The organism is Streptomyces sp. NBC_01166 (assembly GCF_045039765.1).
GTDB lineage: Bacteria > Actinomycetota > Actinomycetes > Streptomycetales > Streptomycetaceae > Streptomyces.
In genome coordinates, this window is sequence record NZ_CP108613.1 from 4,146,343 (window position 1) to 4,164,678 (window position 18,336).

Here is an 18,336-nt window from a genome sequence, read left to right on the forward strand (position 1 = left end):
TCAGGCGTTCAGTCGGAGGCGCTGACCGGGGAAGATGAGGTGCGGTCCGTGGTCCAGGGCCTCGCGGTTCAGCTCGTACAGCGCGGACCAGCCACCGGACACGTCCGCACGCTCGGCGATCGCAGAGAGGCAGTCACCGGGCTCGACGACGTACGTCTCCGCGTCAGCGAGGTCGTCGGAGTAGCGCGTCGCGCCGTTGTCGCTTCCGGCGGTGCTGTCGTCGCTGTCGTGCTTGCTGCCCGACGTGCTGCCGGAGGACGTGTTCCCGGAGGACGTGTTCCCGGAAGACGCGCTGCCGGACGACGTGTTGCTGGACGAGCCGCTGTTCGAACTACCGGTCGACTGACGCTCAGGCGCCGCCTGCGCCGTGTCACTCCCGTCGACACTGCCGCTGTCGCCGCTGCCGGACGAGGAGCTCGACGTACCGCTCGCACCGAGACGTCCGCACGTGGGCCAGGCGCCCATTCCCTGTGACCGGGCGACGCGCTCACCGACGGCGATCTGCTCGGACTTCGTGGCGAGGTCGGCGCGGGGTGCGTACTGCCCGCCGCCGTAGGCCCGCCAGGTGGACGGGGCGAACTGGAGGCCGCCGTGGTAGCCGTTGCCGGTGTTGATGTTCCAGCGCCCGCTGCTCTCGCAATCGGCGATGCGGTCCCAGTCGGTACCCGCCGTGACGGTCGGCGCGATGACGGCCCGGGCGGGGGCGGCCTGCGCCGGTACGGCCTGGGCGGGTGCCTGGGCCGGGGCCTGGGCGGGGGCGTCGGCGACGCTGCGGCCGGCGAGGCCGAGCACGCTCAGGAGGACGAGCAGAAGGGCGAGCACCGATTCGACGGGCCGCTTTGCGAGGGGTGATGCCGGCATGACGGTATTTCCTCCGCTGTGCTCCGGAAGGTGTGCAAGGGCACGAACAGATAAGCCGCCGATATTCTTTTCGTTGGGCTTTGACGCGTTCAACGCCCGCACATTCACTCGGGTGGAGGGTCCTTCATGGCACTGTTCGGTAACGCGCACACCGTCGATCCGGCGGCCGCGCAGCGTGACTACGCACGGCTTCTCGGGCAGGGGGAGCAGGTGCACGCCGCGTATCTCCTGATCCGCGACACGATCCTCTTCACCGACCGCAGGCTCGTCCTCATCGACAAGCAGGGGATCACCGGCAAGAAGGTGGAGTACCACTCCGTCCCGTACCGGAGCATCACGCACTTCGCGGTGGAGACGGCTGGGACCTTCGATCTGGACGCCGAGCTCAAGATCTGGGTCTCAGGTTCCGCGACGCCGATCCAGAAGACGTTCACCAAGGGCGTCGACATCTACGAGGTGCAGGCCGTCCTCACCCAGTACGTCGCGCGCTAGCCCGGTCCCGGAGCCTGGCCATCTCCACGCGGATCGCCGGCAGTCGGGCGTACAGCGCTTCGCCGGGACAGTACGTCGAGAAGGTGTCGCGGTGACCGGCCACGGCGTGGAGGTGGACCACCTCACCGCGCCGGTACAGGCTGTCGTCGTTCGTCGAGACCAGTCGCACGAAGCCCTGCGGGTCGACGGCCCGGTCCAGTTTCCACGCGCCCACCTTCGCGATCCCCTCGATGAGCGCCTTCGGCACCGGCACGCCGGGGTCGAAGGTGCCGAGGGCCGCGATGCCCACACTGTGCGCGTTGAACCCGGTGGTGTGGGCCCCGCGCACGGAGCGTCCGACACCGCCCGCCCTGCCCTCGTATATGGTCCCGCAGCGGTCGACGACGAAGTTGTAGCCGATGTCGTCCCAGCCTTCGCCCCGGACGTGCATCTCCTCCATCGCCCGGAGCATCCTGGGGGCGTCCGCGCAGTCGTAATTGTTGGTGTGCCCGGTGTGATGGACGAAGACGGCCTTCACCGTCCCCGTGTACACCGCGTGCTCCTTCACCAGGCTCTCGTCCGCGTGCCACTCCGCCCGGCTGACGATCGCGGGTCGCGGGGCGGCGGGCGGCGTGGCCGGCTTCGCGGTGGCCCGGTCGGGCGTGGCAAGGCGTACCGGCGCGTCCCGGAGGACCAGGAACGCCAGCGGCACGACCATGGCGCACACGGCGGTTCGGCGAAGCCACATAGGGCCACCATGGGGGCTGACCAGCGACGTCGCAGGCGCCCACACCCATTCGGGTGAACCCGTACCGACGCTGCACCGGCACCGCCGGGGCGGTCAGGAAACGGCGACGGCCTGCTGCTGCTCGATGATGCGTGCGGCGCGGTGCGGGGAGGTGTCGAGCCGGGCCAGCACACCCGGGACCGCGTTGTTGGGCAGGATGAGCTCGAAAAGTGCAGATATCTCGGCGACCAGGTCCGGCGGCTCGGCCATGGACTCGGTCACCAGCTGCACCCCGGTCCATGCCCCGACGAAGAGCCGCGAGGTGGTCTCCGGATCGACGTGCGGAAGGAGCTCGCCCCGCTCCCGGGCCTCGGTGAGTATCTCCGTACCGAGGGTGATCCAGTCAGGCCAGCGGGTGCCGAACAGCCCGCGCGCCCGTGGGTCGACGGAGAGCCGGATCGAGGCGCTGAGCAGGGGCTCCCGGGGCAGCCGGTAGGCGAGCAGGAGCGCTATGTCCACCCATTCCTGCAGCTTGAAGGTCTGCGGGGTGACCCCGTCCGAGGTCACCGCTTCCTGGAGGACACCGCGGGCCAGCTCCTCCTTCGACGTGAAGTGGAAGTAGAGCGCACCCCTCGTGAGGCCGGCCCGGTCGAGAATCGCGGCGATCGTGGCGGCGTCGTAGCCGTGCTCGTCGAAGACCTCGGCGGCGGCCTCCAGAAAGATTCTGCGCGTGCGGATCGCCCGTTGCTGTCGTGCCAACTCGCGCTCTCCTTGAACGTGGCCTGACGCTTCTTCAAAAAGTACCGGTGAACCGGTATCATATCAGCGCCGTAATGCCCATTTTGTTCCATGTCCGGGAGGGCCGTGCCCGACATACCTGTTGCTCCGCCCCCGCAGCACGACGCAGCGGAGGACCAGGAGGGCATCCCCAAGGAGTACGTCCACCTCGGGCGTCCCGACATGGTTTTCCTGACCGCCTGGAGGCGCCGCGAGGATGGCGAATTCTCGCTCTCCGCGAGGTGGCCCGCCCCTGCGGCCGGGCTCCCGTACGACTCCCGTGTGCTCACACAGACCATCCGGCAGAGCGGGCTGGTCATCGCGCACGCGGCGTACGGCGTTCCCCTCTCCGATCAAACCCTGCTCCACTACTTCGACTTCACCGTCGCCCCAGGGTTCAGCACTCCCCCGGATGACCCCTGTGACCTCGCCGTCGAGGTCTCCGTCACGGAGCCCAAGAAGCGTGGGAGGGCCGTCAGTTCGCTCGGGATGGACGTCCGTGTCCTCCAGGGTGACAGCATGGTGGCCCGCGCGGATTCCGAGTTCGGCTGGATTTCCCCGCGTGCCTACCGCCGGCTCCGTGGGGAACACCTCGCCGTCGACTGGAACGCGTGGCCCCTGCCCGCCCCGGTCGATCCCCGCACCGTCGGCCGGCACACCCCGGCGGACGTGGTCCTGGCGGCCGGGGACCGGCCCCGTCACTGGCAGTTGCGCAACGACGTGGAGAACGTCCTGCTCTACGACCACCCGGTGGACCACGTGCCGGGACTCGTGCTGATGGAAGCCGCACACCAGGCCGCGCACGCCGCAGCGCTCCCCGCGCGCTTCGAGGCGACCACCGTCACCAGCGCGTTTGAGCGGTACGCCGAATTCGACCGCCCCTGCTGGGTCGAGGCGGAGACCCTGCCCGTCGGCCCCGGTGAGATCTCCGTCCTGGTCACCGCGGAACAGGACGGAGAAACGGTCTTCCGGGGCCGACTGAGCGGTCCTTGCGGCTGACGGGGCTCACTGGTTGATGAAGCCGCCGTCCACCGGCATGACCGTGCCCGTGAGGAAGGGACAGCGGTCGCTGAGCAGCCAGGCGGCCGCGTTAGCTATTTCCTCCGGTTCAGCCGTACGCCCCTGTGGCGTACGGCTGTTGACCATTTCCTCGAGGCCGGGATTGCGGCCGAACCAGTCGGCCGTGATCTCGCTGCGGGTCGTGCCGGGCGCCACCGCGTTGACCCTGATGCCCTGTTGGGCGTACTCGTCCGCAGCGGCCCTGGTGAGGCCGACGACGGCGTGCTTGGCCGCTATGTAGGGCGCGGCCGCCGGTATGGCCACCAGCCCGCCCACACTGCTGTTGTTCACGATGGAACAGCCCCTGGTGTTGGGCAACATGGCCGCGATCTCATGGCGGAGGCAGTTCCAGACGCCGCGCACATTGGTGTCCATGACCGCGTCGTAGACGTCATCTCCCATGAGATGAAGGGGAGTCCGGTCCCCGCCGAGCCCCGCGTTGTTGAAGGCCGAGTCCAGGCGACCGTAGGTGTCGACCGTGAAGCCGACGGCGCGGGCGGCGTCCGCCGCCACCGTGACATCGCAGACGACGTACGAGGCTTGGGCCCCCTTGTCCCTCAACTCGCTCACCAGTGAGGCCAGTCGGTCCTCCCGGCGTGCGGCCAGGACCACCGTCGCACCCTCCTCGGAGAACACCCGCGCCGCCGCCGCACCGATACCGCTGCTCGCCCCGGTGATCAGGACGACTCTGTCGTGGAGAAGATCGCTCATGGCGGCAGTCTGGCAGGCGATCCGGACCCCGGCCATGGCCGTTCCCCCGAACCTCACCCAGGGTCCCCAGAGGCCCGACCATAACCGACTGAATGTCCTGTTTTCGTCTCCCCCCTCAACGGAATCCGACAGCCGACCGCAGGAGCCCCCACCCGCCCAGGGCCCCGCGGTACTCTGCGGCATGCTCGCCATCCAGTTCGACCGCTTCGGTGGTCCTGACGTACTCCGCCCCGTGGAACTGGCCGCTCCCGTGCCCGGCCCCGGAGAGGTGCTCCTCACCGTCGAGGCCGCCGGGGTGAACTTCGCGGACACCCACCAGGTGGACGGCTCCTACCTCGCCGCCGACGCCCTGCCGTACGTCCCCGGCAGCGAGGTCGTGGGCCGCACCCCGGACGGCAGGCGGGTGCTGGCACGGGTCTCCCACGGGTACGCGGAGCAGGTGACCGCCAAGGAGTCCGGCGTCGTGGAGATCCCCGAGGAGCTAGGCGCGGCCCAGGCCCTGGCGCTCATGATGCAGGGCCTGACCGCCTGGCACCTGCTGCGGTCCGCGGCCCGGCTGCGCAGCGGCGAGACCGTCGTCGTGCACTCCGCGGCCGGCGGGGTCGGCAGCCTGGCCGTCCAGCTGGCCCGGGAGTTCGGAGCGGGCCGTGTACTGGCCCAGGCCTCCACGCCCGACAAGGAGCGGCTCGCCCTGGAGCTCGGGGCGGACGCGGTGATCACGTACCCCCTCGCGGAGAAGGCGGACATCGTCCTGGACGCCGCAGGCGGTGAGCTCTTCGACCGGGCCCTGGACTCCCTGGCGTCGTTCGGCCGGCTGGTGACCTACGGCAACGCCGCCCGCGACGGCTTCACCCCCGTCGACCCGGGGCGGCTGGGCCGCCTCAACGCCTCCGTCACCGGGTTCTGGCTGCGCCCCGCGCTCGCGGCACCGGGCGGGGTCAGCGGCCCGCTGAAGGAGCTCTTCACCCTGGTCGCCGAGGGCCGCCTCCGGCCCGTGACCGGCGGCAGCTATCCGCTTGCCGAGGCCCGGCGCGCCCATGAGGACCTGCTCGCGCGCAGGACGACCGGGAAGCTGATCCTCACCCCCTGAGCAGCCGGCTTCCGGGCCGGCCCGAGGCCTCCCCGGCGCCGCGTCCCCGGGCCGCCGGTCAGCCGATGACGTACGTGGTGCCGAGGACCGTGGCGTGCTCCAGGACGTCCTCCAGCGGATCGTCGACCTGCCCCGTCGCGATCAGCGCCACCTGCGGCCCGTTGTGCGAGTCGGTGTGGGTCTCGTCGGCCTGGGCCGCCCCGGCCGGGAGCAGGGACGCCAGCACGGCCGCCCCGAGCACGGTCAGCTTGCTCTTCATGTCGTCTCGTCCCTCACCGGCCGTCCGGACACCACCGGAACGATCTTCCCGGCACGGGCACGGACGCCCGCAGGGACACGAGCCGCGGGCGGAGGACTGTTACAGACTTTTCCGGCATCGGCGGGCAGGAAAGGGTGCCCGGACGCACCGCACCCCCGGGCCCGGAGGCTTCGGGGGTGCGGTTTACGCAGGGCGGGCGGAGGCTCAGACCTCGCCGGGCGTTCCGAGCATGGCGGACGCGTTCTCCAGCGGGGTGAGGGGCACCGCGGGGGCGGGCACCTCCGCCGGGCGGCAGGTGAAGCCGAGACGCGACAGCGCCCTGGTCACCTCGCCGGCGGAGAAGTCCCGGCGGTCCTGCCGGGTGATGATCTCGCCGACCTGCTTGACGGGGTAGACGCGGCGGTTGACCACCACCGCGTCACCCGTGACGGGCTCGGGCTTGACGCCCTTCATCGAGTCCTCGACCTCGTGCTTGAAGAGGTCGAAAGGGAAGCGGGCGATGACACAGCGCATGGTGCCTCAACAGGGGTGGACGTGGAGAAAGCCGGACAGGGTCGGCCGGGTTCCCGGCCGGGCGACTACGCGGCCTTGTTGGCCCGGCGCTGCGCCGACGCCGCACGCGCCTGCGGCGTCGGCGTGCTGGCGTTGGAGCGGCGCCCCTGGCCGGGACGCGCGCCGCGGCGGCCTCGGGGACCGGAACCGCTGCCCTTGGCGCGCTCCGACACCGGTGAGGTGATCGTGACGGGCACACCCGACGGCGCCTGAGCTCCGGTGATGCGGTTGAGCTCGGCCTCGCCGGAGCGGACCTGGGCGATCTGCGGCGTGATGCCTGCGTCCGCCATCAGCCGGGTCATCTCGCGGCGCTGGTTGGGCAGCACGAGCGTGACGACGCTGCCGGACTCCCCGGCCCGCGCGGTACGCCCGCCACGGTGCAGGTAGTCCTTGTGGTCGCTCGGCGGGTCCACGTTGACGACCAGGTCGAGGTTGTCGACGTGGATGCCCCGGGCGGCGACGTTCGTGGCGACCAGCACCGTGACATGACCGGTCTTGAACCGGTCCAGGGTGCGGGTGCGCTGGGGCTGCGACTTGCCGCCGTGCAGCGCGGCCGCCCGCACACCGCTGTGCAGCAGGTGGTCGGTGAGCTTGTCCACCGCGTGCTTGGTGTCCAGGAACATGATCACCCGGCCCTCACGGGCGGCGATCTCGGTGGTCGTGGCGTACTTGTCGGCGCCCTGGACGTAGAGCACGTGGTGCTCCATCGTCGTCACCGCACCGGCCGCGGGGTCCACCGAGTGGACGACCGGGTCGTGCAGGTAGCGGCGGACCAGGAGGTCCACGTTGCGGTCCAGGGTGGCCGAGAACAGCATCCGCTGACCCTCGGCGTTGACCTGGTCCAGCAGCTCGGTGACCTGGGGCATGAAGCCCATGTCGGCCATCTGGTCGGCCTCGTCGAGGACGGTGATGGCGACCCGGTCCAGCCGGCAGTCGCCGCGCTCGATGAGGTCCTTGAGCCGGCCCGGGGTGGCGACCACGACTTCGGCACCGCCGCGCAGCGCGCTGGCCTGGCGGCCGATCGACATGCCGCCGACGACCGTGGCCAGCCGGAGCTTGAGGGACCGGGCGTACGGGGTGAGCGCGTCGGTGACCTGCTGGGCCAGCTCCCGGGTGGGAACGAGGACCAGGGCCAGCGGACGGCGCGCGTCGGCACGGTTGCCCGCGGTGCGGGCGAGCAGGGCCAGACCGAAGGCGAGCGTCTTGCCCGATCCGGTGCGGCCGCGGCCCAGGACGTCCCGTCCGGCGAGCGAGTTCGGCAGGGTGGCCGCCTGGATGGGGAACGGCACGGACATGCCCTCGGAAGCCAGCGCCGCCAGAAGGGGCGCGGGCATGTCCAGGTCCGCGAAGGACTCGGCGGCGGGGAGGGCGGGGGTGATCGTCACCGGCAGGGCGAACTCACCCGAGACGGAGGAGGAGCGGCGGCCGTAGCCACCACCGGAGCGCTTGGGTCCGCCGGAGCGGCCCCCCGAACCCGGGGCGCCCTGCCGGCCGGATGCCGTCCCGCGGAATCCGTTGGCGGTACGACTGCCTGCGGATCCGCCGGAGCGTGTCCGGGAAAATCGGTCGTTCGTGCGAGCTGTGCGTTCGCGGTTCAAGAAGAACCCTTCCCTCGAATGGCACGTATCGAGGGATTCTTTCCGGGCGGCTGCAGCCATGTACGGCGCCAAGAATCGCAAGAACGAGCCGATGAAATATCGAAAAACGAAGACCGTCCGCCGGATGAACCAGTCGGATTCGGCACTCCATATGACTGCAGATAACTGCCGTGCCCCGGCCCGCCCTCACCGGGATTACTCCACCGGTGCGACGGCCTCGGCCGGGAAAACACAACGAGCCGGGACCCGCACCCCAAGGTGCGGGCCCCAGCTGCGCCGTACGCCTGAGTGATCAGGCGGGGGTGATGTTCTCCGCCTGCGGGCCCTTCTGGCCCTGCGTGACGTCGAAGTTCACCTTCTGGCCTTCCTGCAGCTCGCGGAAGCCCTGGGCGGCGATGTTCGAGTAGTGGGCGAAGACGTCAGCGCCGCCACCCTCCTGCTCGATGAAGCCGAAACCCTTTTCCGCGTTGAACCACTTCACGGTGCCAGTAGCCATGTCATATCTCCTTCGGGGCGTTGCCCGTGGGCCCACACTGTGTGAGCCCTACGTCGCCGCAAATGATTGCCCCGACCGGAAAAAACCGGAAATACAAAAGCGCGCCCACCGGAGTGAAAACGGTGAGTGCACTTGAAGTTTTGGGAACCACAACTGCAACTGAGATCAACAGTAGCACGATTCGGGCACAAGCGAGCTGTACGCCATATCACTACAGAGTCGCTCCGCCGTGCACGGCATAAAGCCTCACCGCTGATTGCGCGTATTTCTGTGCCGAGCGAAACAGATATACACCCGTGCGCCGGTCAGGAATCGACGCCACTCCGGCCGGGGGCGGGCCGCCGCAGTTCCTCGTTGAGACGCAGGGCCTCCTCGAGCTGGTCCTCCAGAATGACGATGCGGCAGGCTGCCTCGATCGGCGTGCCGCTGTCCACCAGCTCCCGGGCCCGGGCGGCGATACGCAGCTGGTAACGGGAGTAGCGTCGGTGGCCCCCCTCGGAGCGCAGCGGCGTGATCAGGCGGGCTTCGCCGATGGCCCTGAGGAAGCCTGGCGTCGCACCGATCATCTCCGCGGCCCGCCCCATCGTGTACGCGGGGTAGTCGTCGTCGTCGAGACGGTCCGTGGCATGCGACGGGGACTCCGGGGGCATCTGCACCTCTTCTGCTGCGCACCGGCCGCCGATATGGCCTGGCTGCACAAGAAACCCTAGGCGTACCGGTAGGTCATGTCTATTGCCGCTGGAGCAGGTTTCCTCCGTCCCTGGCGTCGCCCGCGCGCCGGAGGCGGCCGGACGGTGCCGGGCGGGAGCCCTCCGTAGCCGCATGACCACCCCAACAAGGCTGACCGACCGGTCAGTTGTCGGCAGACCGGCGAACGGTCATACTGCTCGCGTAGCCCTTCACGCATCCCCCGTCGTGAAGGGCTACTTCGCGCGCGCCCGCCGGTGTCCGCGTGGCCCGCGCGACCCGGAGAACACCCAGCATGAGCGGCACGGACACGATCACGGCCACGACGGTGGCCCGCACGGTCACGGACGTCCTGCAGCCCCGCAATGTGCTGCTCGTGGGCATGCTCGCCATCGGTCTGGCCTCCGCCGGTGACTGGACCGGGCTGCCCTGGGGCTTCCTCGGCGCCCTCTGCGCCGGACTGGTTCCCGCCGGCTACATCGAGTGGGAGCGCGGGCGCGGGACCTGGGGCGACCGCCATGTCGTGGACCGGACCCAGCGGGCGCCCATCTTCCTGGTGATCCTCGGCTCGATCGGCACCGGAGCGCTGATCATGGTGCTGGGTCACGCTCCGCCCGGCATCCTGATCGCGATGATCTCCCTGTGGGTCATGACGACGGTGCTCCTGGCGGTCAACACGCTCTGGAAGATCTCCGTGGACTCGGCGGTCGCGTCGGCCGTGGTGGCCCTGCTCAGCGTCACGCACTCCCTGTGGTGGCTGTGCGCGGGCGTGGCGGCCATCGCCGTGTGCTGGTCGCGGGTGGCGCTGCGCTACCACTCGGTGGCCCAGACGATGGCGGGGGCGGCCGCGGGAGCGGCGACGGCGGCCGGCTTCCTCTTCACCTGACCCCCGGTCCCGTCCGACCCGGTCCCCCCGCTCGCCCGAACCCCGATTTCGCCCGGCCTCCCCGATTGCGGAGCCGGCCGGGAGCCGGTTACGTGGACGCAGGGGCCGCGCAGCGATGTCACCGGGAGGCACGCAGATGCCCAGGAAACCCGCGAACTCCAAGATCGGCCTGCTCCTGAGCCTGGGCAGCAGCGCGATCGCCGTCGTCCGCACCGTCAAGCAGATGCGCCGGGCGAGAGGAACCCAGGACAAGCTGACCGCCGCGAACACCGTGGCCGGGCTGCTCCCCCTGGTCACGTCCGCCCTGATCGTCCTGCGCCGGCTGCGCGGACACTCCCGGCAGCACTCCGGCTGAACGGCACCGGCACCGGCACCGGCACCGGCACCAGGACCCTCGCTCAGACGGCCCCGGCCCGCACCCGTCCCCGCAGTCTCTCCAGCACCCGGGCCCTCAGCAGCTCGTACTCCTCGCGGAGCCGCACGATCTCCGCGGGGCGCTCGACGGCCACGCCCCCGGACACCAGCTCGTGCGGGGCGAACTGCTCCCGCGTCAGGTCGATCTCGATCCCCATGCCCAGCCGGTTCCACCAGTGGTAGTCGACGCGGACACCGTCGACCCGCACCTCTCCCCGGATCAGCTCGCCGCCCAGCAGGTCGTTGACCACCAGGGCGGTGACGCCGCACTGGTCGCGGGCCGGGTTCCCCGGATCCCACTGCGCCCGGTGTGCGGGCGTGGTGGTGTCCGCGTCCCAACTGCTGCGGACGGCGGCTTCGATGTCGGTGAGCAGCAGAGGTTCCATGCCGCGAATCCTCGCACCTGCCACTGACAACGCCCCCGTGCGGCGGGCGTTCAGTAGCCCCGGCTCCGCGAGACGAGCACCGCGATGTCGTCCTCGGCCCCCTCGGCGAAGCGGTCGACGACCTCCCCCAGCAGGTCCTGGAGCCGTCCGCTCACCGGCATGGTGAGCCGTGTGAGCCGCTCGATGGAGTCGTCGATGTCCTCGCCCCGGCGCTCCACCAGGCCGTCGGTGTACATGAACAGCACCGTCCCGGGGCCGCACGGAAGCACCGTTGTCCGGTATCCGCCGAAGCCCGTCCCGAGGGGCGGTCCCACCGGCATGCGCGCCACCCGCGCCCCGGACGCCCCGGGGTCGATGAAGACCGGCGGCGGATGTCCGGCGCTGGCCACCTGGCAGACCCCCTCCTTCCGGTCGACCACGGCGATCAGGCAGGTCGCCGCCCGGTCGAGGCCGGAGCGCTCCACGGCCTTGTCGAGCCGCTCGAGAATGCGGTGCGGCGGCTGGTCGTCCTCGGCCATGATGCGGAGCATCGAGCGGTAGTTGCTCATGGCGACGGCTGCCTCCACCCCGTGCCCCATCACATCGCCCATCACCTTGAGATGCCGTCCCCCCTGCAGCGGGATGGCATCGAACCAGTCCCCGCCCACCAGTGCCCCCGCGCCTGCGGGAAGGTAGAGGGACGCGATCTCGATGCCCGGGTTCGGCCCCCGCGGCTCGGAGAGCAGGGAGCGCTGGAGTTCCCGGGCGACGCGGTGCTCGTGCGTGTAGCGGTAGGCGTGGTCCACGTCTACGGCGGCGCGGCCCGCGAGCGTACGGGCGACGACCACGTCCAGGCCCTCCGTGAAGGGAGGGGATTCCCCGGCCCGCAGCAGGCTGAGAGCCCCCAGCGGGCGTCCGCGCGCGGTGAGCGGCACGACGACGGCCGAGTGGAGGCCGACGGCCCGGTAGGCGGCGACCCGTTCGGGGGTGGGCGCCGAACGGCTGAGCTGCTCGTCGCCGTACAGGTTCTCGATCACCGGCTCGTCGGCCGCAAGGCAGCGGGGCACAGCCGCGTCCTCCTGGTAGTCGATGTCCGTGCCCGGCCCGCCGAACTGGGAGATCGAGTCGGCGAGTTCCGGGCTCGTGGCCATCCCGGACCGCCGCAGCCGCAGCACTCCGGCCGGTGGTTCACGCCGGGGGCGCCCGTTGTCCTCCGGGATCATCTCGACGACGGCGACGTCGGCCATCACCGGCACCACGAACTCCGCGAGTTCCTGGCAGGTGGTCTCCACGTCCAGCGTCGTACCGATGGCGACGGCCGCGTTGTCCAGGAGCGTCAGATAACTCCTGGCCCGCCGCAGCTCCTCCCGCTCGTTCTGGGTCGCGGTGACCTCCTGGGCGATCCCGATCAGCCCGCGCACCCGTCCGTCCTCCTCGTACCGGTGCAGGGCCACACGCCAGTACCTCCGCTCGATGACGGAGTCCACCCAGGTCTGGCCGCTGGTGGTGATCTCACGGGGTCTGCCGTCGGCCAGCACCTGGCGCATGACGTGCGTCCGGACGTGCATGTCCGGCAGCACCTCGGTGACGGCCCTGCCCAGGTGCGCGGCGGCCGGCACCCCGTTGAGCCGTTCGAGTGCAGGGTTCACGTACACATAGCGAAGCTCCGTGTCGAAGACCGCCACCCCCGCCGGGCTGCTGCCGATCAGCGCGGCCAGCGCCGCCACGTCGAAGGGCGGCGGATCGGCGTGCTCTTCGGCCTGCAACGGAGCCTCCGGAGGAATCATGCCGGGCGGGTGCGGAGCGCGGGGCACTCACGGGCCACCGGGCACCCGGCTCCTCATCGTCCGCCGCCCCGCACCGCCCCGCATCTCCGCGGGACCGGGCGGCCGGCGTCGAGTCCGTCCAGCGACAGGGTCCCTTCGGAGGCCGCGGCACCCCGCGGCAGCCCGAACGCCTCCTCGACCCGTCTCGGCACCGGTGCGAGGCCCAGCAGCCCGGTCACCAGCAGGCTCGCCAGGTGGTGCCAGGCCGGAGCCCGGCGGATCATCGCGTGGTCGCTGCCCGGGATCGTCACCAGACAGGTCCGGGCGCCCGCCCTGCGTGCCCTGGCCGTGAGCGACTGGGACGCCTGCGGGCTCGTCACCCGGTCCCGCGTGCTGTGCAGCAGGACGACGTCGCGCCCCGCGAGCTGCGTCACCGGGTCGCCGGGCGGGCACCACGGCGCGAGGCCCACCACGGAGCGCACCAGCGGGTGCCCGGCGGCGTGGAGGGCGGCGCGGGCTCCCATGGAGTGGCCGAGAAGGACCACGGGGATGTCCCCCGCCTCCCGCCGCAGGGAGTCCAGCACCCGCAAGGCGTCGTGCAGCGGGTCCTCGCGGGAGCCGTTCCAGCCCCGGTGCGTGTAACGGACGCGCTGCACGCGCACACCGGGGTCACCGCGCACCGCGCGGGCCACCGCGCGAGAGACCGGCAGCATCCGCAGACCGGGCAGGTTCAGGGCGCCGGGTGCCGGCGCCGCCATGCCCGTCTCGTAGCCGCCGTGGAGAACGAGCACTGCTGCCGACGGCGGTCTTCCGGCCACGCGTACCTCCAGATCGGGGTCGCGGGCCGACGCCCGCACACCCCCATGTTCGGTGCCGGAGGGCGGACGGATGGGCCGAACGTGTCGATGCGTGGAAAGTGCCGTTCACTGGGGGAGGCACGGACCCTTCCCGTACGCGACCCAAGGAGCCGCCGACATGGCGTCAGGACCTCAAATCGGCCAGCCCGCACCGGACTTCACCCTGCCCGGAGGCGTACTCGCCGAAGACACCTTCACGCGGCGCGACTACACGCTCTCCACCGCGCGCGGGCGGGCCGTCGTCCTCGCCTTCTACCCGGGTGACAACACGGCCGTCTGCACCAAGCAGCTCTGCTCCTACTCCTCGGGCCTCGAGACCTTCGAGAACCTCGACGCCGAGGTCTGGGGAATCAGTCCACAGGGTGTGGACAGCCATGAGGCCTTCGCCCGCGGCCACGACCTGCGCATGCCCCTGCTGGCCGACACGGGGCGGGAGACCGCCCGGGCCTACGGGGTCGCCGCACCCGGCATCGGCGTACGCCGTTCCGTCTTCCTGATCGGGCCGGACGGCGTGGTGCGGTGGAAGCACGTCGCCCTGCTCGGTGCCACCTTCCAGTCGCTCGACACGCTCGCCCAGCAGCTTTCCGGCATCGGAACCCGGTAAAAACTGCCGGACTCCGGCAGTGCCGCCACCACGTCCTCCGTGGGACCATTCAGTCGGTTCGACGGAAGCATTTCGGGGGACAGCGAACAAACGGGGGAGTGATCACGTGACCGTTTTCCTCGGTCTCGGCATTGCGGGAATCGCGCTTCTCGCCCTCTCCCTGATCTTCGACGGGATCTTCGAAGGGCTCCTCGGTGACGCTCTGGGCGGGCTGTTGAACGGCTTCTTCGACGGCCTGCTCTCCCTGCCCGTCATCGCCGGCTTCCTGTCCATGCTCGGCTTCGGGGGGGCGATCGTCCTCGGCACCACCGGGGCCGGAATCCCCCTCGCCCTCACGGCCGGAGCGGCGGCGGGCGTCGTCGCGGCCTGGCTGACATGGAAGTTCAGCCAGGCCCTGATGCGGGATCAGACCACGGCCACACCACGCGGGGACGACCTCGTCGGCACCTCGGGCTCGGTGGTCACTCCGATCCCGGCCGACGGTTACGGCGAGGTCCTGCTCCGGCTCGCGGGCCAGACCGTGAAGTTCTCCGCGAAGAGCGCCGTCCCGGTCGAACGCGGCGCCGAGATCTGGGTGGAGGCCACGCTTTCGACCACCTCGGTCACGGTCCGCCCCGTCGAGCGCTGACCACCACAGAGCCACACGCCTGTCCGAAACCCGTACAGCCGAACAGACCGCCGTCCCGCCGGGTACTCCGTGGGGAGGGCAAGGGGGACACCTCTCATGAGCCCAGTAGTCATCGCCGTCATCGGCATCGTCGTTCTTCTCGTACTCCTGGCCCTCGCCGTGATCACCAGATACAAGGTCGCGGGCCCCAGCCAGGCCTTCATCATCACGGGGCGCCGCGGCAAGAAGTCCACCGACCCGGTGACCGGCCGCACCAGCATCGACAACAGCGGCCAGAAGGTCGTCGTGGGCGGCGGCGTCTTCGTCGTGCCCTTCGTCCAGCAGAAGTTCACCCTGGACCTCTCCAGCCGCCACATCCCGGTCGCCGTACGCGGCGCCGTCACCCTGCGGGGCGTGAAGTCCAACCTCGAGGGTGTCGCGATCGTCAAGGTCGGCGGGAGCGAGGACGCGATCCGCGCCGCTGCCCAGCGCTTCCTCCAGCAGCAGAACGGCATCGTCGGCTTCACGCAGGAAGTGCTCTCCGGGGCCCTCCGCGCCATCGTCGGCCGCATGTCGGTCGAGGACATCATCCGTGACCGCGCCGCGTTCGCCGGGCAGGTCGCCGAGGAGGCCGAGGCCAGCCTCTCCGGCCAGGGCCTCATCCTGGACGCCTTCCAGATCCAAGACATCACCACCGAGGGCTCCTACCTGGAGGACCTCGGCCGTCCGGAGGCCGCCCGCGCCAAGCAGGAGGCGGACATCGCCGAGGCCATCGCCCGGCGTGCCTCCGAGCAGGCCCGGCTGAAGGCGGCGGAGGAGATCGCCATCGCCGAGCGGACGTTCTACCTCAAGCAGGCCGAGATCAAGGCCGAGACCGAGGCCGCGGCGGCCAAGGCCAACGCCGCGGGTCCGCTCGCCGAGGCCGCCCGCCAGCAGGAAGTCCTCAGCGAGCAGGAGAAGGTCGCCGAGCGGCAGGCCGCTCTGACGGACCGTGAGCTCGACACCAAGGTCCGCAAGCCCGCCGACGCCGCCCGCTACCAGGCGGAGCAGGAGGCGGAGGCCCGCCGCATCGCCCAGGTCAAGGAGGCCGAGGCCGACGCGGAGCGCTCCCGCCTCACCGGTCAGGGCGAGAAGCTCCACCGCTCCGCCCTCGCCGACGCCGTACGCATCGAGGGTGAGTCCGAGGCTGCCGCCATCGCCGCGAGGGGCGCCGCCGAGGCCGAGGCCATGCAGAAGAAGGCCGACGCCTTCAAGCAGTACGGCGACGCGGCCGTCCTGCAGATGCTGGTCGAGGTGCTGCCGCAGGTCGTCGCCAAGGCGTCCGAGCCGCTGAGCGCCATCGACAAGCTGACGGTCATCTCGACGGACGGCGCGAGCCAGTTGTCCCGCACGGTGACCGACAACGTCGCCCAGGGCCTGGAGCTCCTCAACTCCACCACGGGCGTCGACCTGGCCGCGCTGCTCCGGAACCTTCAGAGCAAGACGGGCGGCGCCGCGTCCGCACCGGCGGTCCCCGCGCCCGCCCCGGCGGCCGACGGCGAGAAGATCGAGATCAAGGACTGACGCACCGCTGTTTCCCCCCGGGCCCGGCGGCGACCCTCGGTCACCGCCGGGCCCGGGCCGTTCGGGCGGCCGGCTGCCGGACGAGCCCGCAGGGCCAGGTCTCCCGTACCTCCGGGCCGGCCCGCCCCCTCGCGCAGGAACCCGTGGCTCCGCCGCGCCCCGGGCCGAAACCTTGCTCCGGTTAGGGTAATGGGCAGATAAAAAGCTGATCAAAAACGCGCGCCGTGCCGCCGCGCGCTCCTCGGGAGGAAGCCATGGGAACGCACCGCACATCGCTGCCAGGAGTCGGCGTCCAGTACGACTACACCACCGAGTCGGGGCAGCACATTTCCGTGGTCGTGCATCACGACGGGCGGCGGTTCCTGGGGTTCTACGAGAAGGACGACCCAGATTCGTGCGTGCTCTCCGTCCCCCTGACCACCACCGAGGCCACCGGGCTCGCGCACCTCATCGACGCGGCGCCGATCGACGCCGTACGGACCGAGGGGATCGACCTGGTCACCGAGCACATCCCGCTCGGGACCCGCTCCCCGTACGGCGGGCGGCTGCTCGGGGACACCCGGGCGCGGACGCGGACCGGGGCCTCGATCGTGGCCGTGCTGCGTACGCACAGTGCGCATCCGTCGCCCGGGCCGGACTTCCGGCTGGCCATCGGGGACACGCTCGTTGTTGTAGGAACGCGTGAGGGCGTCGACACGCTCTCCGAGATCATTGCGGAGGGCTGACCGTGCACGACACGACCGCACTGCTGGTGGAGCTGGGCTCCGTCATTCTGGGGCTCGGCATCATCGGAAGATTCGCCGGGCGGATAGGTCTCTCGCCGATCCCGCTCTACCTGCTGGCCGGGCTCGCGTTCGGTGAGGGCGGTCTGCTGCCGCTCGGCGCCAGCGAGGAGTTCACCGCCATCGGGGCGGAGATCGGCGTCATCCTGCTGCTGCTCCTGCTCGGTCTCGAGTACAGCGCATCGGAGCTCGTCACCAGCCTCAAGACGCAGTACCCGTCCGGAGCCGTCGACTTCGTGCTCAACGCGACGCCCGGCGCGGCAGCCGGTCTGATGCTCGGGTGGGGGCCCGTGGGGGCCGTCGCGCTGGCCGGGGTCACCTGGATCTCGTCCTCGGGCGTGATCGCGAAGGTGATGACCGACATGGGGCGGCTCGGTAACCGCGAGACGCCCGTCATCCTCGGTGTCCTCGTCATCGAGGACCTCGCCATGGCCGTCTACCTGCCGCTGCTCACCGCGATGCTGGCCGGTGTCGGTCTGGCCGGCGGAAGCATCGCCCTGCTGATCGCGCTCGGGACCGTCGGCTTCGTGCTGTACCTCGCCCTGCGCCACGGCCGGCTCATCAGCCGCGCGGTGTCGTCCGACAACCCGGAGATGCTGCTGCTGGTCGTCCTGGGGCTCACCGTCCTGGTGGCCGGCGTGGCCCAGCAGCTCCAGGTCTCCGCGGCCGTCGGCGCCTTCCTCGTGGGTATCGCACTGTCCGGCGAGGTCGCCGAGGGTGCGCGCAAACTGCTGACACCCCTGCGGGACCTGTTCGCCGCCGTCTTCTTCGTGTTCTTCGGACTCTCCACCGACCCGGCGGAGATCCCGCCCGTGCTGCTCCCGGCGGCGCTGCTCGCGATCGTCACGGTCTTCACGAAGATCGGCACCGGCTGGTACGCGTCCCGGCGGGCCGGCATCGGGCCCCGCGGCCGCTGGCGCGCGGGCGGAACGCTCGTCGCGCGCGGGGAGTTCTCGATCGTCATCGCCGGTCTGGCCGTGGCCACGGAGCCGCGGATCGGGCCCATCGCGACCGCGTACGTGCTGATCCTGGTGATCGTCGGGCCGCTCACCGCCCGCTGGACGGAGCCGGTCGCCTCGAAGCTCCAGGCCGCTCTGGCCGGGAAGCGGAAGAAGCCGGCCGTGGTGTCCGACCAGCCGATGCCGTCGCACGACGACCTCACGCCGGAGCACGCCGGGCGCGACTCCGACTGACGGGTCCACCG

22 protein-coding genes are annotated in these 18,336 nt (G+C 70.9%); 10 read left to right on the forward strand and 12 right to left on the reverse strand.

The features are described from left to right. Entirely contained in the window at positions 1–861 is an 861-nt protein-coding gene (locus OG379_RS18975) for a transglycosylase family protein (protein ID WP_405664323.1), read from the reverse strand. A gap of 126 nt (positions 862–987) precedes the next feature. Here OG379_RS18975 and OG379_RS18980 point away from each other — a divergent pair, with 126 nt between their 5' ends. Next, complete coding sequence (locus OG379_RS18980; RefSeq protein ID WP_104787217.1) at positions 988–1,353, forward strand: PH domain-containing protein; 366 nt, start codon at positions 988–990, stop codon at positions 1,351–1,353. Here OG379_RS18980 and OG379_RS18985 read toward each other — a convergent pair. Together OG379_RS18985 and OG379_RS18990 are read right to left on the reverse strand one after the other, a co-directional pair. Beyond that, the gene (locus tag OG379_RS18985) at positions 1,331–2,080 is read right to left on the reverse strand and encodes a peptidoglycan recognition protein (protein ID WP_405664326.1); all 750 of its coding nucleotides are present in this window, start codon (positions 2,078–2,080) and stop codon (positions 1,331–1,333) included. The genes OG379_RS18980 and OG379_RS18985 overlap by 23 nt on opposite strands. Positions 2,081–2,173: 93 nt before the next feature. Beyond that, complete coding sequence (locus OG379_RS18990) at positions 2,174–2,818, reverse strand: ScbR family autoregulator-binding transcription factor (RefSeq protein ID WP_405664328.1); 645 nt, start codon at positions 2,816–2,818, stop codon at positions 2,174–2,176. Between the two features lie 105 nt (positions 2,819–2,923). On the opposite strand from OG379_RS18990, the gene OG379_RS18995 reads away from it, so the two are divergent. Continuing rightward, on the forward strand, positions 2,924–3,835 hold the full coding sequence (locus tag OG379_RS18995; protein ID WP_405664329.1) for a ScbA/BarX family gamma-butyrolactone biosynthesis protein: 912 nt from the start codon (positions 2,924–2,926) through the stop codon (positions 3,833–3,835). 6 nt (positions 3,836–3,841) lie between these two features. Here the strand turns inward: OG379_RS18995 and OG379_RS19000 are convergent, their stop codons facing one another. Then, a complete protein-coding gene (locus OG379_RS19000; RefSeq protein WP_405664331.1) occupies positions 3,842–4,606 on the reverse strand; it encodes an SDR family oxidoreductase in 765 nt (254 codons plus the stop codon). 181 nt (positions 4,607–4,787) lie between these two features. Here OG379_RS19000 and OG379_RS19005 point away from each other — a divergent pair, with 181 nt between their 5' ends. Continuing rightward, positions 4,788–5,696 (forward strand): zinc-binding alcohol dehydrogenase family protein, encoded by a 909-nt coding sequence (locus OG379_RS19005; RefSeq protein WP_405664333.1) that lies wholly within the window; start codon positions 4,788–4,790, stop codon positions 5,694–5,696. 58 nt (positions 5,697–5,754) lie between these two features. Here OG379_RS19005 and OG379_RS19010 read toward each other — a convergent pair whose 3' ends face one another. From OG379_RS19010 to OG379_RS19030, 5 genes are all read right to left on the reverse strand, one after another. Continuing rightward, positions 5,755–5,955 (reverse strand): hypothetical protein, encoded by a 201-nt coding sequence (locus OG379_RS19010; RefSeq protein WP_393756287.1) that lies wholly within the window; start codon positions 5,953–5,955, stop codon positions 5,755–5,757. A gap of 204 nt (positions 5,956–6,159) precedes the next feature. Next, the gene (locus OG379_RS19015) at positions 6,160–6,468 is read right to left on the reverse strand and encodes an SCO5918 family protein (RefSeq protein ID WP_362927427.1); all 309 of its coding nucleotides are present in this window, start codon (positions 6,466–6,468) and stop codon (positions 6,160–6,162) included. Between the two features lie 65 nt (positions 6,469–6,533). Continuing rightward, positions 6,534–8,105 carry a DEAD/DEAH box helicase gene (locus tag OG379_RS19020; RefSeq protein WP_405664336.1) on the reverse strand — a complete coding sequence of 524 codons (1,572 nt, stop codon included), beginning with the start codon at positions 8,103–8,105 and terminating at the stop codon, positions 6,534–6,536. A gap of 292 nt (positions 8,106–8,397) precedes the next feature. Further along, entirely contained in the window at positions 8,398–8,601 is a 204-nt protein-coding gene (locus OG379_RS19025) for a cold-shock protein (RefSeq protein ID WP_031090619.1), read from the reverse strand. A 305-nt stretch (positions 8,602–8,906) separates the two neighbouring features. Continuing rightward, positions 8,907–9,251, reverse strand: coding sequence for a MerR family transcriptional regulator (locus tag OG379_RS19030; RefSeq protein ID WP_405664338.1), 345 nt, complete (start codon positions 9,249–9,251; stop codon positions 8,907–8,909). A gap of 332 nt (positions 9,252–9,583) precedes the next feature. On the opposite strand from OG379_RS19030, the gene OG379_RS19035 reads away from it, so the two are divergent. Both OG379_RS19035 and OG379_RS19040 read left to right on the forward strand, forming a co-directional pair. Beyond that, positions 9,584–10,174 carry a hypothetical protein gene (locus tag OG379_RS19035; RefSeq protein ID WP_405664340.1) on the forward strand — a complete coding sequence of 197 codons (591 nt, stop codon included), beginning with the start codon at positions 9,584–9,586 and terminating at the stop codon, positions 10,172–10,174. A gap of 136 nt (positions 10,175–10,310) precedes the next feature. After that, positions 10,311–10,529 (forward strand): hypothetical protein, encoded by a 219-nt coding sequence (locus OG379_RS19040; RefSeq protein WP_405664342.1) that lies wholly within the window; start codon positions 10,311–10,313, stop codon positions 10,527–10,529. 43 nt (positions 10,530–10,572) lie between these two features. Here OG379_RS19040 and OG379_RS19045 read toward each other — a convergent pair whose 3' ends face one another. From OG379_RS19045 to OG379_RS19055, 3 genes are read right to left on the reverse strand one after another with little or no spacing between them, the layout of a single operon-like run. Next, positions 10,573–10,974: a hypothetical protein gene (locus OG379_RS19045; protein WP_405664343.1), complete on the reverse strand. Its 402-nt coding sequence runs from the start codon at positions 10,972–10,974 to the stop codon at positions 10,573–10,575. A gap of 50 nt (positions 10,975–11,024) precedes the next feature. Beyond that, the gene (locus OG379_RS19050; RefSeq protein ID WP_405664345.1) at positions 11,025–12,740 is read right to left on the reverse strand and encodes a SpoIIE family protein phosphatase; all 1,716 of its coding nucleotides are present in this window, start codon (positions 12,738–12,740) and stop codon (positions 11,025–11,027) included. A 53-nt stretch (positions 12,741–12,793) separates the two neighbouring features. Continuing rightward, positions 12,794–13,537, reverse strand: coding sequence for an alpha/beta hydrolase (locus OG379_RS19055; protein ID WP_405664347.1), 744 nt, complete (start codon positions 13,535–13,537; stop codon positions 12,794–12,796). A gap of 157 nt (positions 13,538–13,694) precedes the next feature. Between OG379_RS19055 and OG379_RS19060 the strand changes: the two genes are divergently transcribed. From OG379_RS19060 to OG379_RS19080, 5 genes are all read left to right on the forward strand, one after another. Continuing rightward, positions 13,695–14,180, forward strand: a complete 486-nt coding sequence (locus OG379_RS19060; RefSeq protein ID WP_405664348.1) for a peroxiredoxin — start codon at positions 13,695–13,697, stop codon at positions 14,178–14,180. A 106-nt stretch (positions 14,181–14,286) separates the two neighbouring features. Next, on the forward strand, positions 14,287–14,808 hold the full coding sequence (locus tag OG379_RS19065) for a hypothetical protein (protein ID WP_405664350.1): 522 nt from the start codon (positions 14,287–14,289) through the stop codon (positions 14,806–14,808). A 96-nt stretch (positions 14,809–14,904) separates the two neighbouring features. Beyond that, positions 14,905–16,350 carry a flotillin family protein gene (locus OG379_RS19070; protein ID WP_393756308.1) on the forward strand — a complete coding sequence of 482 codons (1,446 nt, stop codon included), beginning with the start codon at positions 14,905–14,907 and terminating at the stop codon, positions 16,348–16,350. 254 nt (positions 16,351–16,604) lie between these two features. Further along, positions 16,605–17,075 carry a cation:proton antiporter regulatory subunit gene (locus OG379_RS19075; protein ID WP_205019030.1) on the forward strand — a complete coding sequence of 157 codons (471 nt, stop codon included), beginning with the start codon at positions 16,605–16,607 and terminating at the stop codon, positions 17,073–17,075. A 2-nt stretch (positions 17,076–17,077) separates the two neighbouring features. Then, positions 17,078–18,325, forward strand: coding sequence for a cation:proton antiporter (locus tag OG379_RS19080; protein ID WP_393756311.1), 1,248 nt, complete (start codon positions 17,078–17,080; stop codon positions 18,323–18,325). The last annotated feature ends 11 nt before the right edge of the window (positions 18,326–18,336 follow it).

Bases quoted from the DNA above. Each gene is read 5' to 3' on its own strand.
- OG379_RS18975 (WP_405664323.1), bottom strand. From the start codon at position 861: ATGCCGGCATCACCCCTCGCAAAGCGGCCCGTCGAATCGGTGCTCGCC.
- OG379_RS18980 (WP_104787217.1), top strand. From the start codon at position 988: ATGGCACTGTTCGGTAACGCGCACACCGTCGATCCGGCGGCCGCGCAG.
- OG379_RS18985 (WP_405664326.1), bottom strand. From the start codon at position 2,080: ATGTGGCTTCGCCGAACCGCCGTGTGCGCCATGGTCGTGCCGCTGGCG.
- OG379_RS19000 (WP_405664331.1), bottom strand. From the start codon at position 4,606: ATGAGCGATCTTCTCCACGACAGAGTCGTCCTGATCACCGGGGCGAGC.
- OG379_RS19005 (WP_405664333.1), top strand. From the start codon at position 4,788: ATGCTCGCCATCCAGTTCGACCGCTTCGGTGGTCCTGACGTACTCCGC.
- OG379_RS19010 (WP_393756287.1), bottom strand. From the start codon at position 5,955: ATGAAGAGCAAGCTGACCGTGCTCGGGGCGGCCGTGCTGGCGTCCCTG.
- OG379_RS19015 (WP_362927427.1), bottom strand. From the start codon at position 6,468: ATGCGCTGTGTCATCGCCCGCTTCCCTTTCGACCTCTTCAAGCACGAG.
- OG379_RS19025 (WP_031090619.1), bottom strand. From the start codon at position 8,601: ATGGCTACTGGCACCGTGAAGTGGTTCAACGCGGAAAAGGGTTTCGGC.
- OG379_RS19030 (WP_405664338.1), bottom strand. From the start codon at position 9,251: ATGCCCCCGGAGTCCCCGTCGCATGCCACGGACCGTCTCGACGACGAC.
- OG379_RS19035 (WP_405664340.1), top strand. From the start codon at position 9,584: ATGAGCGGCACGGACACGATCACGGCCACGACGGTGGCCCGCACGGTC.
- OG379_RS19040 (WP_405664342.1), top strand. From the start codon at position 10,311: ATGCCCAGGAAACCCGCGAACTCCAAGATCGGCCTGCTCCTGAGCCTG.
- OG379_RS19045 (WP_405664343.1), bottom strand. From the start codon at position 10,974: ATGGAACCTCTGCTGCTCACCGACATCGAAGCCGCCGTCCGCAGCAGT.
- OG379_RS19050 (WP_405664345.1), bottom strand. From the start codon at position 12,740: ATGATTCCTCCGGAGGCTCCGTTGCAGGCCGAAGAGCACGCCGATCCG.
- OG379_RS19060 (WP_405664348.1), top strand. From the start codon at position 13,695: ATGGCGTCAGGACCTCAAATCGGCCAGCCCGCACCGGACTTCACCCTG.
- OG379_RS19070 (WP_393756308.1), top strand. From the start codon at position 14,905: ATGAGCCCAGTAGTCATCGCCGTCATCGGCATCGTCGTTCTTCTCGTA.
- OG379_RS19075 (WP_205019030.1), top strand. From the start codon at position 16,605: ATGGGAACGCACCGCACATCGCTGCCAGGAGTCGGCGTCCAGTACGAC.